The organism is Macrococcoides bohemicum, from assembly GCF_016865215.1.
GTDB lineage: Bacteria > Bacillota > Bacilli > Staphylococcales > Staphylococcaceae > Macrococcoides > Macrococcoides bohemicum.
Genome location: NZ_CP054482.1, coordinates 1266135 through 1281558 on the forward strand (window position 1 = coordinate 1266135; position 15424 = coordinate 1281558).

Below are 15424 nucleotides of genomic sequence, written 5' to 3' on the forward strand. Positions count from 1 at the left end.
AATTCTCTCCTTATTTATGGACTATATTTACGGATGATCCTTTACCACTGATCCAATCATCCGTACCGTCATCTTCCATGATTTCGATATTGACATCTGTAACGTGTGGTTGTTGTAATAACTTTGTAACTAAATCTTTCTTGATTGCAGATAATTCACGTAGATTAAACTGATGACCTAATGTTTCCACAGTCGCTTCAATATGCTTATCTTCTCCTTCTTTCATAACGACTAAACGTTTAATATCAGAGATTTCAGGATGCTCTAAAATGATTTTAGAAGCATAAACTTCCATATCTTCATCAGCACGACCGATAGCTCCAGCTGCATTCTCCATAAATACTTTAAATACAACGTAGAACATCGCTAAACCGATAATTACTGATACGATACCTTCAATCATTGTGAATCCTGTAAAACGAGAGACAATAACTGCGATTAAAGCGATAACACCACCACCTGTTGCCACTGTGTCTTCCATAAATACTAACTTCGTCGCAGGTTTAGCTTTAGCTAAATGGGCATAACTTGTAGTGAAAGGGTGAAGACCAGTAGTTGGTTTATGAACTTCTTCCAACACTTCTTTACCTGCTTTATATAATACTGAACTTTCTAATACAACACCAATTAATAATACACCGACGTTGATTAAGAAGTGCGTAGGGTTATGATCGCCCGCAGCAGCAGGATGCTGAATATGGTGAATCCCTTCTAAAATTGTCTCGTAGGCTAAAATTGCTACGATAATCACTGCAAATAAACAAACGATATTCACAAGACGACCATAACCGAATGGGAATTTCTCGTTCGGTTCTTTCTTAGAAACCGCTGAACCAACCCATACGAATAATTGGTTTGCAGCATCACCGAATGAATGCATCATTTCAGCGAACATAGCGACGTTACCAGTAAATACGTAAGCTCCGAACTTTAAACAACCTAGAATAAAATTTACGATTGCTGCAATTAATGAAGACTTACTACCTTTTTTGAGTAAATTAAATAAACGTGACATAGAAAACTCCTTTATTCATTTTATTATTATATTATAACCGAAATTAAAGTGAAAAACCTTAATAATCGTTGTATAACTGTAACCATAATTGAAAAGAAATAAACATTATTTCAATAGAATAAGGATATTATTTTAAGTCTAACATGCATTATGGTACGATTAATTTAATTTAAGAGAGATTATATTAAAAATTCATATACGCAATAAGGAGGTATATCATGTTTAAAGAACTTCTTACATCAATAGGAATTGGAGATGCAAAAGTTGATACACTTGTTAAGAAAACAACATTTCATCCTGAGGAACAGATTGCTGGTATCGTAAAATTAGAAAACTTAGCTGAGCAAGATATTAATCGTATTGAACTTATTTTAATCGAAAGAAAAGAAAATACTGATGAAACAAGCGACTTCCACACAATCGATTTACCCATATCAAAAGTTATTCTACAGCATGACGGAACAGAAGAAGCACCCTTTATACTAGACACACATGATGAAATTGAAGACTATAACCATGAGTTCTATATCAAAACACACGTGTTTGTAGATAATGCAGTAGATTATTATGATGAAGATCAAATTTACTTTGAAAGTGTGCAATCAAGTTAATATCATTATAGATAGGACGCAAATCAAAAATAGCAGCCTGTCTATTTTTATTCTCAATTAAACTTCAAACATACCTTGATAGGCCTTAATATTTATCATCAACTTCTGGTACAATACTTACAAATAATAGTTCGATGGCACATAAAATAATCAGTGATAAACAGCCATACATTACAATCACCTCTTTCTTAACTTGATAGTAATGTATGAAACTCGTTTCATAGCAAGGGGGAATTTTTTCATGTCAAATATTCGTGATATCGCGAAGGAAGCAGGTGTGTCAGTAACCACTGTATCCAGAGTGATAAATCATCATCCGTACGTAACAGAAGAAAAAAGGAATAAAGTCATGCAGGCAATGAAGACATTAAACTATATACCCAACCACCTGGCAGTAAATCTGTCACGTGGGAAGAGTAGAATAATTGCTGTAGTATTTCCATGGATTACAAACCCATATTATTTAAGAATTTTGGAAGGAGCAATTAAGCAGGCATCATCACATCATTATCATATAATCGTGATTGAAACGCACTATAATGAAGACGAAGAAATTAAAGCATTAGAAATGTTGAAACACCGATCAATTGATGGCATCATATTTATTACGAAACAACTATCGATTGAAACAATATGCGACTATGAAGAATATGGCCCAATTGTACTCATGGAGAAGAATGATCATCTCCCTTATATATTTATCAACCAATACGAAGCAATGAAAAAAGCATTGAATCATCTCATGAGTGAAGATTATAAAAAAATAGGGTACACAGTACATAGAAACAATGGATTTAGTGCAAATGAACGCACAAAAGCGTATGCGACATTGCCTGAAGATATGCAATACAAGCAATTTATCTATGTCAGTGGTTTATCTTTAACGGAAGGGAAACAACTCGCTCAAAGAATACTGAAACAAATGAACTTACCAGATGCGTTAATAGTGACCAATGATGCACACTGTGCAGGACTATATGCAGAGTTTCAAAATCAAGGCATTAAAGTGCCAGAAGACATTGCACTCATATCCTACGAAAACGGCGAACTATCACAGGTAAATAACATAACAATTATCGATCTGCCATTATTACAAATGGGGGAACGTAGTGTCGAATTAATACTGTCTGACTCGGCGACATCAGAAGAATTACCGTCAAAATTAATTATTAGAAAGTCAACTTGAATTCGGTTAAATAGGCGAAAAGAATTTATTTCGTTTATTTAACCGAATTTACTATTTTACATCATTAATTATAGTTTCAACATGTTTTAATAGAAAACCATCAAAAGGGAACGCCTTAGAACGATATAAAGATTCTAATTTTTCTTTCAAGTGACTTACCTCTATTATTAAGTTATCTGGATATTGATATTTTATTTTTTTAATTTCAAATTCGTCTTCATCTACAAAATAATATTTGCCTTCTTTATCGATAATCATATCAATATCTAAATCCACAATATCTATATTATTCTCTTTTGATATAAGCAGAGAACATATATTACAGTAGTATTCAATATCACCATTACGATAAATATCAGTATTTAATGTAAAACCGTCACTTTTTGATATGAAGCATTATCATAAACAAATGTTTGACCACGTGTATGATGAATAAGCTTTCTGGGTGGTAGAGATTTAAGAAGAATGTATGATTCATTCTCCTCTATAAGTTCAGATTTCCACAAATAGTGAATAGTATGATCGTATTTATATGTATTAACATTATATTCTTTCATTTAAACCTCCGTTGTAAATATATTGATTTAATTATATGATATATTAATCAGAAAATTCTTTAAATAAAATTATATTATTACAGGAGTAACATATGGACATCACATTTACTAAAGATAATAAGCGTTTCAAATACAGAGCTTCAGCTTTAATTATAGAAAATAATCATATTTTACTTCAAAATATCAAACATTACTGGACACCACCGGGTGGCAAAGTTCAAATGCTTGAAGATTCTAGAACAGCGTTGAAAAGAGAGATATTTGAAGAACTTTCTACTGACATAGAGATTGAACAAAGTGCTATTTTCATCGAACAAACATATCATTCACAAAAAAGTCATTCCATGAACTAGGCATTTACTATTTTTGTCATTCCAAATCATTATGGAATAGAGGAATATCTATAATAGGATGTGAAAATGGAGAAGATATGGCGTATCGATGGTTTCCACTAAATGAAATCGAAAAGATTAATCTTCAACCTGCCGTATTAAAAGACAAGTTGTTAGGTGAGAATAAAATTTTTGAACATATTATTAATCATGAATAAGAAAAAAACAGCCATCGAAAAATCGATGGCTGTTAAAATATATGTAAATTATTGTAAAATTATTTTTGCTACTTCTATAATACATCATACATATTTTTATAATATAAGTCTATTCTTTTTTATATAGTTTTATAAAATATAATTACTGGGCCCAAGTATAAATAGGAGATGAATAAAATGTCACAAAATATTTATGATAACGAGCATTTCTATAAAGGTTACACAAAAATTCGTAACAACAAATTAAGTTATAACGAGATGATCGAAATGCCAGTTATGAAGGAAGAGTTACCAGATATAAAAGGAAAAAAGGTATTAGACATTGGGTGTGGTATGGGGAAATTTATTCAATATATGTTGGAATTAAATCCAGAGCAAATTGTAGGTTTAGATATTTCTAATAACATGATTAACTATGCAAAAGAACGTGTTCAAGATGAACACGCATCTTTTGTAGTAACTGATATACTTTCATATGAAACAGATATTAAATTTGATTCGATAGTATCGAGTCTGGCTTTTCATTATATTGAAGATTTCAATTTACTAATGGAAAAATTAAATAAATTATTAGCAAATGACGGTATATTGCTATTTTCTACGGAACATCCGTTAACAACAGCAACGAAACAACAAGAAAATTGGTCTCATGTTGAGAGTCGATTCAATCACTATAAATTAGATCATTATTTTGAAGAAAGCGCGAGACCGATAGGGTGGTTAGATACTGAAGTAATACGTTATCATCGCACAATTGGTACATTGATGAATACTATAATCGATAATGGATTCATTATTGAACGAGTAATTGATACAGGCAATACAGAAATGTCGTTAAAATTATGGGATGAGGAACATATTATGAAAGTAAATCATAGACCACCGTTTTTAGTGATAAAAGCGAAAAAGTCGTAATGTATGAAAGAACGTAAGAAAGAATAGCCGACTAACCAGTCGGCTTTGTTTTATTCACTTACAGCGAAGTAATTCCCTTGACCATCTTGAAAGTTAAATACATGTACGCCGTTCATATCAACAATGTCATGACCAGTTAAATTTAATGCTCTAAGCTTTTCGTATAATACATCGAAATTTGTTTCTTTAAACATTAATGAAGGCGTACCCAGTGTTACTTCCGGGCTGTATTTCTTAATGAATGCTTTATCAAATAAAGTAAGAGACGTTTCAGCATTCACATTAGGTGCGATTTCAACCGCTTTATAATTCTCGGGTAACTCCATTTCCTGTACGATTACAAACTCTAGCGTTTCAGTCCAGAATTTTACCGCACTGTCTAAATCATCAACATAAATCATGACTTGCTTCAATAAATTCATCTCCTAATAAACTCACGCATTATTTAAACGATGAGCGCTTTTGATATTTCTATTTTATTGTAATCGATGTAATGTTAATTAGCTATTAAAGTAAAAGATAATGTGTAATCAAATCAATATCCAACAAGTAATCAATCATTTTAAAAGTTGCTAGTAAAATTTAAAGTTAATTTTGTTTAATACACTTACAAATAGGATCGATAAGTGCTATTTATAACCATAATTCATCACTTTATATAGTGCTGATTAAACTTCATTGTTATATAATTATATTTGAATATTCTGTTTATTCTACTGATAGGAGCGTTGCTTATGTTTAAAACTGAACTAAATTTATTAAATAAATATTTAAATGAAGAATATGTCGGATTTAATGATAAAAAGGATATTATTGCATCAATGGATTTTTCAAATATTCATGATTTCTTTCCCGATGTAACTGAACAGCTCAATAAACTGCATGATCCTCATTTACGTATTATTGATAAACTGAATACAAAAAAAGTATCAATTTTATGTAAGAACCACAATAATCGGCTGTTTGTTGTAAAATCTATCGACCCAGACATAACAATTGGTAGTGAAATTATTAAAATAGGTGAGCACTCAATTCAAGATATAATTGAGAATGATGCAAATTTATTATTTGATCCAAATCCTGAAAGATACGAATGGCATAATGTTCTTCTTAAGCATAAAACTGTAACTATAAAAAATGCAGAAGTTAAAAATATCTTTATCGCGTCTAATGATGAATTATATGATGAAGAATATAGAATAGAAAAGCATGATGATTATATATTTATCAGATTACCTGATTTTAAAAATGTTAATGCATTACATGAACTCATTAAACAAAATAGTAACTTACTTAAACGGAGTAAAAAATTTATTATCGATGTGCGTGATAATAGAGGTGGCAGTGACTTTGCATATTTTCCATTGTTAGAATACATCTTTCCACCTGGATATATATTAAATATCGACTATGGATTAACGTTTAATTATACAAAAAAATATTGTGATTATATGATCAGTAAAGTGGATAAAGATTTGATGAAGATGGATGAGGGAGAGACGAAGGAAGCGTTTAAGGAATATCGCAAAAGAATGTCTGATAACTATGGTAAAGGTATGATCAAATTCAGCGATGATATTGAACCGATTGTACTGGACGGAATTGCTCAAGATATCAAAGTTATTGTAATCGCTAATGAAAGATGCGGGAGTTCAGGTGACAATTTTGTTGAGACCGTTAAACATAGCGAATTTGTGACGGTTATAGGAAGAGCTACTAAAGGCATGAATGATTATTCAAATTGTGGTTATCTCTATTTAAACGACCAATTTGACTTGCTTTGTCCTTATTCAAGATATAACGGTTTAGATCATGGTGTCTCTATGGCTTTAAAAGGAATTACACCAGATATCGAAATTCCATGGACTACTGAAGATATATCACGCGATGTTTTACTTGAAAAGGCGATTAAGATGTTAAAAGAATGATAAAATGTAATTAAAATAAAACGTTTTTACAAGGAGATTTAAATATGTATGATTTTGATAAACTTAAAATCGGTGATGTTCTAGTAGAAAAACTACCTTACGGGTTATATACATGTTTAGTTATTATTAAAACAGTTGAAAAATCAAAGCAATATTATGTTGCTGACTATATCAACACTACCTTACCGAAACTAACTGATACTAGATTAAAACAAATTTATCCTACTAAAAATCCATTTTCAGAATTCGCAATAAGTTGGGCAGAGGAATATCACGATTCAAGTATCGATTTTGAATATATAGGAAATATAGAAATAGATTTTCATATCCCTAAAAATAACGAACATTTCCTAATGAATGCTAGAGATCCATTTTGGGATTGGATGGAGGATAATATGCCAGAAAAAATTGAAGAAGAAAAAGATAAGTTTTATGGTATAGAAGATGAAATCGAAATAAACAATAAAATGCAAATGGATGATACAAAATTTTGGAAAATGATTGACCACCTTTTCCCAGACGAGCTTGATGAACAATATGCAATCAAAAAATTAACTAAATATCCTAGAGAAGAAATAATATCTTTCCATAATACTTTAGCAAAGCATCTTGAAGTACTGGAAAAACTACCTTTAAAGAATAATAAATATAATTCAGATGATGCTTTTCTATATACGAGAAGTTTTATTATTGCTCAAGGTCTGGAATATTATAATGAAACATTAGAAGATGGATTTATTGAAGAAGATCTTGTCGAAGATAGTTTTGAGGAGTTACTAGAAATTACAGAAGAAGCGCTTGAGCGTGCTAATTATTCTTATGATTATCAAGAATTATTGGAATTGAAATAAGCAATTAAATTGATTCATTATTATTTACAAACCAACAAAAATGCAACGCAAAATTTTGCGTTGCATTTTTGTTTAGTGTAATATGTATATAGAGGTGGTCTAGTTGATTGAAAATAAAACAACTGAATTTAAAGAAAAAGTATCAAATCAGTTCTTAAAGACTGTGAGTGCCTATGCGAATTATGGTAGTGGACAAATAATATTTGGAGTATCTGATAGTGGTGAATATATTGGGTTTGAAAACATTCAGAAAACAATATTAGATATCGAAAACAAAATTAACGATAGTATAAATCCTAGTCCTCACTTTACTTTTTCAATTAACAGAAACAATACGATTTGCTTAGAAGTTACAGAGGGCGTTCATAAACCATATTTATATAAAGGTAAGGCATATCGAAGAAATGATACTGCTACAATTGAAGTTGACCAGCTAGAATTAAAGCGTTTAGTATTGGAAGGTTCAAATTTATCTTTCGAAGCACTTGAAGTTAAATCAACTGATCTTACTTTCAATACACTTTCAAAATTATTGATGGAAAAAATTCATGTTAATGTAGTATCCGATGATTTATTTAAAACTTTAGGAATTATTGATAGTAATGGTAAATATAATAATGCAGCATCCATTGTTGCTGATCGTAATAATTTTCCATGCATTGATATCGCGCGTTTTGGCCATTCTATAAATGAAATACTTGATAGAAACCGTCTATCCAATATTTCAATCCTTTCAGCTTATCAAGCTGCTATTGACTCATTTGAACGTTATTATGAATACGAGAAGATAGCAGGGATGCATAGAAATTCAATCGAGATTATCCCGAAAGATGCATTTAGAGAAGCTTTAGCCAATGCAATTATTCACCGTCATTGGGATATTAACAGCCATATTAATATTGCTATGTTTCCAGATAAAATTGAAATTACATCTCCAGGGGGATTGCCTAGTGGGATTAGCGAGTTCGATTATCTTGAAAACAATGTTTCAATATTAAGAAATCCTATTCTTGCTAATATATTTTTCAGATTAGGATATATTGAGATGTTTGGTACAGGTATTAAACGTATTAAATCTGCTTATAGCCAATATAAAGTGAAGCCACAATTTTTTGTTTCAGAAACAAGTATTAAGATTATCCTTCCTGTAACAAATGTTTTACCAAAAGTAACAAAAGATGAAAGTATCATTATGGAGACACTGGGTTCTGGATATGTGCTTTCAAGCAGTGAAATAGTAGAACGTACGCCTTTCAATAAATCAAAGGTCATCCGCTTAGTTAACCATCTTTGTGAAAATGGATATGTCTATAAAGTCGGCACAGGTCGTGGAACAAAGTATAGAATTTAATTCAATAGAGAGTAGAGTATATAACAATTCCTGATTAATAGTTATTACAGATTATGTCGGAGGTTTAAATATGAACATTTATACATTTGATAATGCCAGAAAAGAATTTCTCAATATCATTAAATCTGTTAATCAAGATAGTAAAGAAATATATCGCGCCAAATGAAATTGGAGAAAAAGGAGCTGTTTTAATCGGTGAAGATGATTGGAATACCATTCAGGAAACTTTATTTTTATCGGAAAAGAGAATAACAAATCAAATTAAACACCGTAAAAATGAAGAAATTCTTGATTTTGAAAGTACATGGGATAATCTTTAGATTGTATGGCAGAATTGAAATCTTATGAATTAGATTTTATATATTTTTGCTAAGTATTATCTTATCCATCGCTCTTATACCATTTTCAATTATGACTTCTTTATAATTATTGATAAAGAAGTCTTTTTTTATTTCATGAAGTCTAAATCCACACTTTTGATATAACGCGAGTTGGTTCAGACTTGAGTTGGCTGTAGCAATGATTAAATTGTTATATCCTGAATGCTTCGTTATTTTTTCTGCTTCTTTTAGCATCAACTTTCCATAACCTTTTCCTTGATAAGCTTCACTTACTGCAATATTCATTATTTCCATCGTTGATTCACTTACTTCTTTAAGTACAACAACACCGGTAAATTTGCTTTGCTCTAATATATAGATTGAACTTTCACTAATATATTTATTAATCATTTCAATCGAAGGGTCTGCTAATAACAATAACGCTAAAATTTCATCGTTAATTTCATAAACTTGTTTTAACATCGAATCACCTTTTTGTAAGAATTTTCTGTATAATGTCATTATATATTTTTTTCTTATGATAAACACAGAAAGGTGCATATTAATGAAACCAATCTATACTTTTGAACAAGCTACTGATCTAAATAAGTATCATGCTGATATTACATATTTCCATACACAAATAAATGATTTCCAACAATATCTTGAAGATTATTTTCAGTTAAAGGATGTACCAAAGGGTGTGTTCTGGACATCACGTTTTGTGATGGAGGAGGTACTTGAAAAACCAGTACCTGCTTTTACGAGAGATGAAGCGATCTATATGTGTGCTGACCAAGATTACTGGGCACAATATTTAACAGCGTTGCTTCCAGAAGCTTTAAAAGATAAATACACGTCATATTATACCGAACACACTAAAGATGAGATGCTTGCAATATTAGGACATGAACTCGCGCATCATATTGATCTATTTCTTGCTGAATTCGATGAAGAGAATCCAACGTGTGAAGATATGTGGTTTGAAGAAGGAATGGCGACGTACCTTCCCAGAAAGTTCTTTTTTGATGAACAGTTATTCGATGACATATCTCATCTTGAAAAGTCACTTTACGAATATTATTTAAATGAATTCGGTGACTTACCTTTAGAACACTTTACATATGATATTTACTCGCACCCAAAAGAATATATTATGTTTCATTACTGGATGAGTTTTGTTAAAATCACTCAGTTTGTAAGGCATGTAGATGGAGATGTATCACGTTTATTTAAACTTTATCATGATTGGGATACGGAAGGAAGAAAGGTATCTTTATCACATTATTTTGAAACACATATATAGGAGGGTGCCATGCATATTGATGATTTAAATGATTACTTGCCAGGCTTTCATTTTGTGAAGTTAGAAAGCTTTAACAAACGCTGGTCGGATGATCAAAAATATATTGTTACAAGTCATGATGATAAATATCTATTACGTCTTTCTTCTTTTAAAGAAATAGAGGATATTAAATTGCAAATTTATTTAGTTGAACAGTGTATGGACTTAGGACTTCCTGTGCAACAATTAGTATCACACGGCGAGTATCATAATCATTATTATTTATTATACCAATGGATTGAAGGTCATGAAGCTAAAGAAATATTGCCGACATTAACTTTAGAAGAGCAATATGAACTTGGTCTTGAAGCTGGCAGAATATTGAAAGCCATTCATGCTATACCTGGAGCAAATCAGTTTGGATGGCGTGACTTTTTCCTAAAGAAAATCGAACGTAAGAAATCGATGTATCTAAACTGTGAATATGAATATGATAATGATCAGTGTTTATTTAATGTAATAGAAAAGTATGAAAATCGTATCATCGATAAACCTGTTGTCTACCACCACGGCGATTATCATGTTGGGAATATGGTCATTGATGAAAAAGGTAAACTATGGATTATTGATTTTGATAGATGTAGTATCGGTGAATCATTTGAAGAATTCAATCGTATCAGCTGGTGTGTCAATACGAGTGAGACATTTAGTAGAGGTCGCGTCGATGGATATTTTGATGGTAAAGTACCGATTGATTTTTGGGAAGTATTATCTGTTTATATCGCGACGAATATCTTATCTTCATTACCATGGGCAATCCCATTTGGTGACAAAGAAATAGAAGTCATGAAAGAAGAGTTTGAAGTATAACGTAAGTATTATGAAGATTTTAATATTGTAATTCCAAAATGGTATAAATAATATTACGAATTACAACATTGGAGGGATAAACTTGAGTGAAATATGGGAACTTCTAGATATGAATAGACAAAAAACTGGTATCCTCCATGAAAGAGGCGTTACAGTACCTGATGGATTGTACCATTTAGTAGTAGAAATCTGGGTACAGAAACCAAATGGTGATTTGCTACTTACACAACGTCATCCTGATAAAACACTTGGTTTGAAATGGGAATGTAGTCGAGGATCTGCTGTTGCAGGAGAAGATGGTGTCCTTGCTGCACATCGTGAGTTACTTGAGGAAGCAGGTATATTTGCGCCTTTAGATGATATTCAATTCAAAGGTTATACCATGCATTCACATTATATTACTGAGACTTATCTATACGAATCACCAACCAATGACATTACATTTAATCTTCAGGCTGAAGAAGTTGTTGATGTTAAGTGGGTCAGTCCGAATGAAATTGAACAAAATTTAGATGAAGTAATACCAGATTTATGGGATAGATATTGTAAGTATATTAAAGTGGGGTAGTTAACATGCGTAATTTGAAGTTCGAGTTTGATCTTTTCTTTATATCAGAAGCTTTCTTAAATCAACAGCAGCATAATTTAATAAACACTTTAGTTGTACCGAAAGAAGAGTTTAAGAAAAACAGTAGTTTATCGAATGTTGTTAACCATTCAACGTATCAAACATGGCATCTGACATATGAATTTGTTATTGTAGCCGAACCAGGATGGTATGAAAGCATAGAAAATACATTTAAAGATGCATTGAAACAAGAAATGATCGATAATGGCACGCAGCTCATCAATGATGATAGATTAATAACTTCAGCATATTGGGATACGCTCTCTCAAAAAGAACAAATAAGCTTTATCCAACAGTTCGATGATGAACCTAGCAAAACAGATATAACGCAGTTCAGTTCAATATCTCATCTTACTGCATTGCATAATAAATTTCCGGAAAACCATGGCGCAAATTGTTTGTCGGCAACACTGTATGCATTAACTAAAAATCCATTTATATTAGAACAGTGGGTGCATCAGGAAACCTTTATGCTCTTCCTTAACCGTCTTGGATACAAAGAAGTGGAATCTTCATTTAATAGTGGAGATGTTATCTGTTTCTATCAGGATAATATACTAACACATGCATGTTATGCGATTGATGACAAATATGTCTTTAACAAGCAAGGACAGACATTCTGGGAACCATGGACAATAGAACGATTTGAGACGATTCAAAGTAAAAGAGAAGAAGTTAATTATAAAATTTATAAAAAAATTAAGGTAGAATAGTCTAATGAATAGCTATTCTACCTTTTATAATGAAAACGACTAGGATATTTTTAATGTGTTTAAAAATAATTTCTACAATTCAGACGGCTTATTTAAAGATTTTACATTGATTAGAGAAAACAAATTTAATTTTAATGATTTAATTGAAAATGAACTAGCTTATTATCGCTTGTTCTTATTATTTCTAAATATATATTTAAATATTCTAAAAATTGTTATATAATATAATTAATTTTTATGAACGGAGGTGCTGGTATTGTTTTTAGAAGTTGCGAAGCGTATGCGTTTTGTTTTAACGGTACGTGGGAAATTTGCGTTTGAAATTAAAAATTGGTGGAGTCTGCCCTTTTTTAAGCAAGTACAACTTCTAGAGGAATACTAAACACGGTTCCTCTAGCCAAACTAGAGGAGAGAAAAAATGAATATTTTAAACGTAGCCCAAGTATCAAAATCTTTTACAGGTGATCGTATATTTGAGGATATCAAATTTGAAGTTAACGATAATGATCGTATTGGTCTTATCGGAAGAAATGGTGAAGGTAAAACAACCTTATTCAAACTCATTTCAGGAGAAGAGCGTCCTGATAGTGGTTTTATTAGTTTATCAAAAGATACACAAGTTGGTATTTTGAGCCAAATCCCGAAATTCCCGGATGATATGGATGTTTATTCATGTTTAGCACAAACTTTTATTGAACTTGATGTAATAGAGAAGAAAATGAAAGCATTAGAATTAAAAATGGCAAGTAACCCTGATAATCTTGAAAAGATTTTAGTTCAATATGCCAATATACAAGAGAAGTTTGAAGCACTAGGTGGTTATGAAAAGGATAGTAAAATCAACTTTGTAATGCACGGTCTCAAAATTAATCCATTGGCCGATAGACTTTGGTCTCAGCTTTCAGGTGGAGAACGTACTAAAGTTGGTTTAGCCATGTTATTACTTCAATCACCGGAATTATTACTACTGGATGAACCGACAAATCATCTGGATATCGATAGTATTGAATGGTTAACGCAATTTATTAAAAATTATAAAGGTGCTGTTATTATTATTTCTCATGACCGTTATTTTCTTGATGAGACGGTGAGTAAAATATTAGAGATAGATCAACAAGCACTGCATATTTATCACGGAAATTATTCTTACTTCATAAAAGAAAAAGAAGATAGAATCTTAAGAGAGTATGAAGAATACAAAAATCAACAGAAGAAAATTCAAAAGATGAAAGCACAGATCAAACAATTAAAAATATGGGCGAATCAAGCTGTACCACCAAATGCCGCAATGCATCGTCGCGCAAAAAGTATGGAAAAAGCTTTGGCTAGAATAGAAATAAAAAAGAAACCGATTATTGATGCTAAAACAATGCAGCTTGATATTCAAAGTGCAGACAAATCTTCTAAAGATGTGTTCACTTTAATTGATGTTGCCAAAATGTATGATGATATATTGTTTGAAGATGTAAATATGAAAATCAGAAGAAATGATAGGATTTCTATTGTTGGAGCCAATGGTACAGGAAAAAGTACGTTAATAAAAATGATGTTAGAGGATGTTAATCCTGATGAAGGCGAAATCATTATTGCACCTAATATTAAGATTGGTTATCTGTCACAACATCATTTTACTGAAGACAATGATACTGTTTTAGACGCGTATCGTGCATACGCATCAGTCACAGAAGGTGAGGCTCGTAATCATCTCGCTGGCTATTTATTCTATGGTTATGACGTATTTAAAAAAGTGAAAGATTTAAGTGGTGGAGAGAAGATGCGTTTACGATGGGCACAAATTATGTCGAATGATTTTAATGTACTCATTCTCGATGAACCTACTAACCACTTAGACATTGAATCTAAAGAAATATTAGAAGATGCTTTAGATAAATTCAAAGGAACGATTATCGCTGTTTCGCATGATAGATATTTTCTTGATAAGTTTTTTGATGTTACTTATTGGATTGAAGATAAAAATGTAAACATGTATTTAGGAAATTATAGTTATGCGAAGCAGAAAAAAGCTGAATAAACGTAACTCTTTATGTTTATTTAGGTTTGATGTTTCTAATTTTCATATTAAATGAGTAATATTTCAATCGATTCATGATACTATATTAGTGAACTACACTCTTAATAGGATGTGATTATTTCATGGATATTAATGATCTAAAGCTTACTCAACTCTATTTGAATCAACGTAAAGTGGATGAGGTAAGTGAATGGCTGAATGATGTTTCTGTCAAAAATACAATAATCTCAGTAATTCAGTACGACAATCAATTTTATATCGTTGATGGTCATACACGTTGCTTCGTTGCTTTTCAAAAAGGGGTTATTGATATCCCGATTGAAATTTATGATATTGATAATACATCAGTAGAGATGCAATTATATCTGGATTGTATAAAGTGGTGTGAACAAGAAAATATTGATCATATTAATGACTTATCCCATCGCATTCTAGGAGAAGCAGCGTTTGAAAAACTATGGATTGAGAGATGTCAAAGTCATATGGAAGATATTCAGGATACACGTGATGCTGATATTGCTTATCGTGAGCATTTGAACCATAAAGTAACCTATACTCACGAAGAAGTCATGAAACATTTCAACTTGTAATCCTACACCAATCTGTTATAAT

At 31.3% G+C, this 15424-nt stretch carries 20 protein-coding genes; 15 read left to right on the plus strand and 5 right to left on the minus strand.

The features are described from left to right. Positions 1-10 precede the first annotated feature (10 nt). Positions 11-1015, minus strand: a complete 1005-nt coding sequence (locus HT586_RS06470; protein ID WP_096076573.1) for a cation diffusion facilitator family transporter — start codon at positions 1013-1015, stop codon at positions 11-13. Between the two features lie 218 nt (positions 1016-1233). Between HT586_RS06470 and HT586_RS06475 the strand changes: the two genes are divergently transcribed. Beyond that, positions 1234-1626, plus strand: a complete 393-nt coding sequence (locus HT586_RS06475; protein ID WP_203545430.1) for a sporulation protein — start codon at positions 1234-1236, stop codon at positions 1624-1626. Between the two features lie 241 nt (positions 1627-1867). Continuing rightward, positions 1868-2812, plus strand: coding sequence for a LacI family DNA-binding transcriptional regulator (locus tag HT586_RS06480; RefSeq protein ID WP_203545431.1), 945 nt, complete (start codon positions 1868-1870; stop codon positions 2810-2812). A 51-nt stretch (positions 2813-2863) separates the two neighbouring features. Here the strand turns inward: HT586_RS06480 and HT586_RS12410 are convergent, their stop codons facing one another. Together HT586_RS12410 and HT586_RS06490 are read right to left on the minus strand one after the other, a co-directional pair. Further along, a complete protein-coding gene (locus HT586_RS12410; protein WP_203546554.1) occupies positions 2864-3202 on the minus strand; it encodes a DUF402 domain-containing protein in 339 nt (112 codons plus the stop codon). Continuing rightward, entirely contained in the window at positions 3175-3369 is a 195-nt protein-coding gene (locus HT586_RS06490) for a hypothetical protein (RefSeq protein ID WP_203545432.1), read from the minus strand. Before HT586_RS06490 ends, HT586_RS12410 begins: the two co-directional genes overlap by 28 nt. 92 nt (positions 3370-3461) lie before the next feature. Here HT586_RS06490 and HT586_RS06495 point away from each other — a divergent pair, with 92 nt between their 5' ends. Then, a complete protein-coding gene (locus HT586_RS06495; RefSeq protein ID WP_203545433.1) occupies positions 3462-3722 on the plus strand; it encodes an NUDIX domain-containing protein in 261 nt (86 codons plus the stop codon). Positions 3723-4096: 374 nt separating this feature from the next. Continuing rightward, on the plus strand, positions 4097-4834 hold the full coding sequence (locus HT586_RS06500; protein WP_203545434.1) for a class I SAM-dependent methyltransferase: 738 nt from the start codon (positions 4097-4099) through the stop codon (positions 4832-4834). 50 nt (positions 4835-4884) lie between these two features. Here the strand turns inward: HT586_RS06500 and HT586_RS06505 are convergent, their stop codons facing one another. After that, on the minus strand, positions 4885-5256 hold the full coding sequence (locus HT586_RS06505) for a VOC family protein (protein WP_203545435.1): 372 nt from the start codon (positions 5254-5256) through the stop codon (positions 4885-4887). 312 nt (positions 5257-5568) lie between these two features. Here HT586_RS06505 and HT586_RS06510 point away from each other — a divergent pair, with 312 nt between their 5' ends. The 4 genes from HT586_RS06510 (at position 5569) to HT586_RS06525 (ending at position 9284) form a co-directional block, all read left to right on the plus strand. Then, on the plus strand, positions 5569-6762 hold the full coding sequence (locus HT586_RS06510; RefSeq protein ID WP_203545436.1) for a S41 family peptidase: 1194 nt from the start codon (positions 5569-5571) through the stop codon (positions 6760-6762). 44 nt (positions 6763-6806) lie between these two features. Continuing rightward, positions 6807-7613 carry a DUF4240 domain-containing protein gene (locus tag HT586_RS06515; protein ID WP_111745020.1) on the plus strand — a complete coding sequence of 269 codons (807 nt, stop codon included), beginning with the start codon at positions 6807-6809 and terminating at the stop codon, positions 7611-7613. A 103-nt stretch (positions 7614-7716) separates the two neighbouring features. Next, a complete protein-coding gene (locus tag HT586_RS06520) occupies positions 7717-8964 on the plus strand; it encodes an ATP-binding protein (RefSeq protein WP_203545437.1) in 1248 nt (415 codons plus the stop codon). 92 nt (positions 8965-9056) lie between these two features. Beyond that, positions 9057-9284, plus strand: coding sequence for a hypothetical protein (locus tag HT586_RS06525; RefSeq protein ID WP_203545438.1), 228 nt, complete (start codon positions 9057-9059; stop codon positions 9282-9284). Between the two features lie 36 nt (positions 9285-9320). On the opposite strand, the gene HT586_RS06530 is transcribed toward HT586_RS06525, so the two are convergent. Further along, complete coding sequence (locus HT586_RS06530) at positions 9321-9767, minus strand: GNAT family N-acetyltransferase (RefSeq protein ID WP_203545439.1); 447 nt, start codon at positions 9765-9767, stop codon at positions 9321-9323. A gap of 82 nt (positions 9768-9849) precedes the next feature. On the opposite strand from HT586_RS06530, the gene HT586_RS06535 reads away from it, so the two are divergent. The 7 genes from HT586_RS06535 to HT586_RS06560 all read left to right on the plus strand — a co-directional run bounded on the left by HT586_RS06535 (position 9850) and on the right by HT586_RS06560 (position 15402). Next, positions 9850-10590: a hypothetical protein gene (locus tag HT586_RS06535; protein WP_203545440.1), complete on the plus strand. Its 741-nt coding sequence runs from the start codon at positions 9850-9852 to the stop codon at positions 10588-10590. A 9-nt stretch (positions 10591-10599) separates the two neighbouring features. Then, the gene (locus HT586_RS06540) at positions 10600-11439 is read left to right on the plus strand and encodes an aminoglycoside phosphotransferase family protein (protein ID WP_203545441.1); all 840 of its coding nucleotides are present in this window, start codon (positions 10600-10602) and stop codon (positions 11437-11439) included. Between the two features lie 82 nt (positions 11440-11521). Continuing rightward, positions 11522-12007: an NUDIX hydrolase gene (locus HT586_RS06545; protein WP_203545442.1), complete on the plus strand. Its 486-nt coding sequence runs from the start codon at positions 11522-11524 to the stop codon at positions 12005-12007. 5 nt (positions 12008-12012) lie between these two features. Further along, positions 12013-12780, plus strand: coding sequence for a hypothetical protein (locus HT586_RS06550; protein WP_203545443.1), 768 nt, complete (start codon positions 12013-12015; stop codon positions 12778-12780). Positions 12781-13036: 256 nt separating this feature from the next. Further along, on the plus strand, positions 13037-13162 hold the full coding sequence (locus HT586_RS12520) for a hypothetical protein (RefSeq protein ID WP_262492331.1): 126 nt from the start codon (positions 13037-13039) through the stop codon (positions 13160-13162). 36 nt (positions 13163-13198) lie between these two features. Continuing rightward, the gene (abc-f, locus tag HT586_RS06555; protein WP_203545444.1) at positions 13199-14812 is read left to right on the plus strand and encodes a ribosomal protection-like ABC-F family protein; all 1614 of its coding nucleotides are present in this window, start codon (positions 13199-13201) and stop codon (positions 14810-14812) included. Positions 14813-14934: 122 nt separating this feature from the next. Beyond that, the gene (locus tag HT586_RS06560; RefSeq protein ID WP_203545445.1) at positions 14935-15402 is read left to right on the plus strand and encodes a hypothetical protein; all 468 of its coding nucleotides are present in this window, start codon (positions 14935-14937) and stop codon (positions 15400-15402) included. Positions 15403-15424 lie beyond the last annotated feature (22 nt).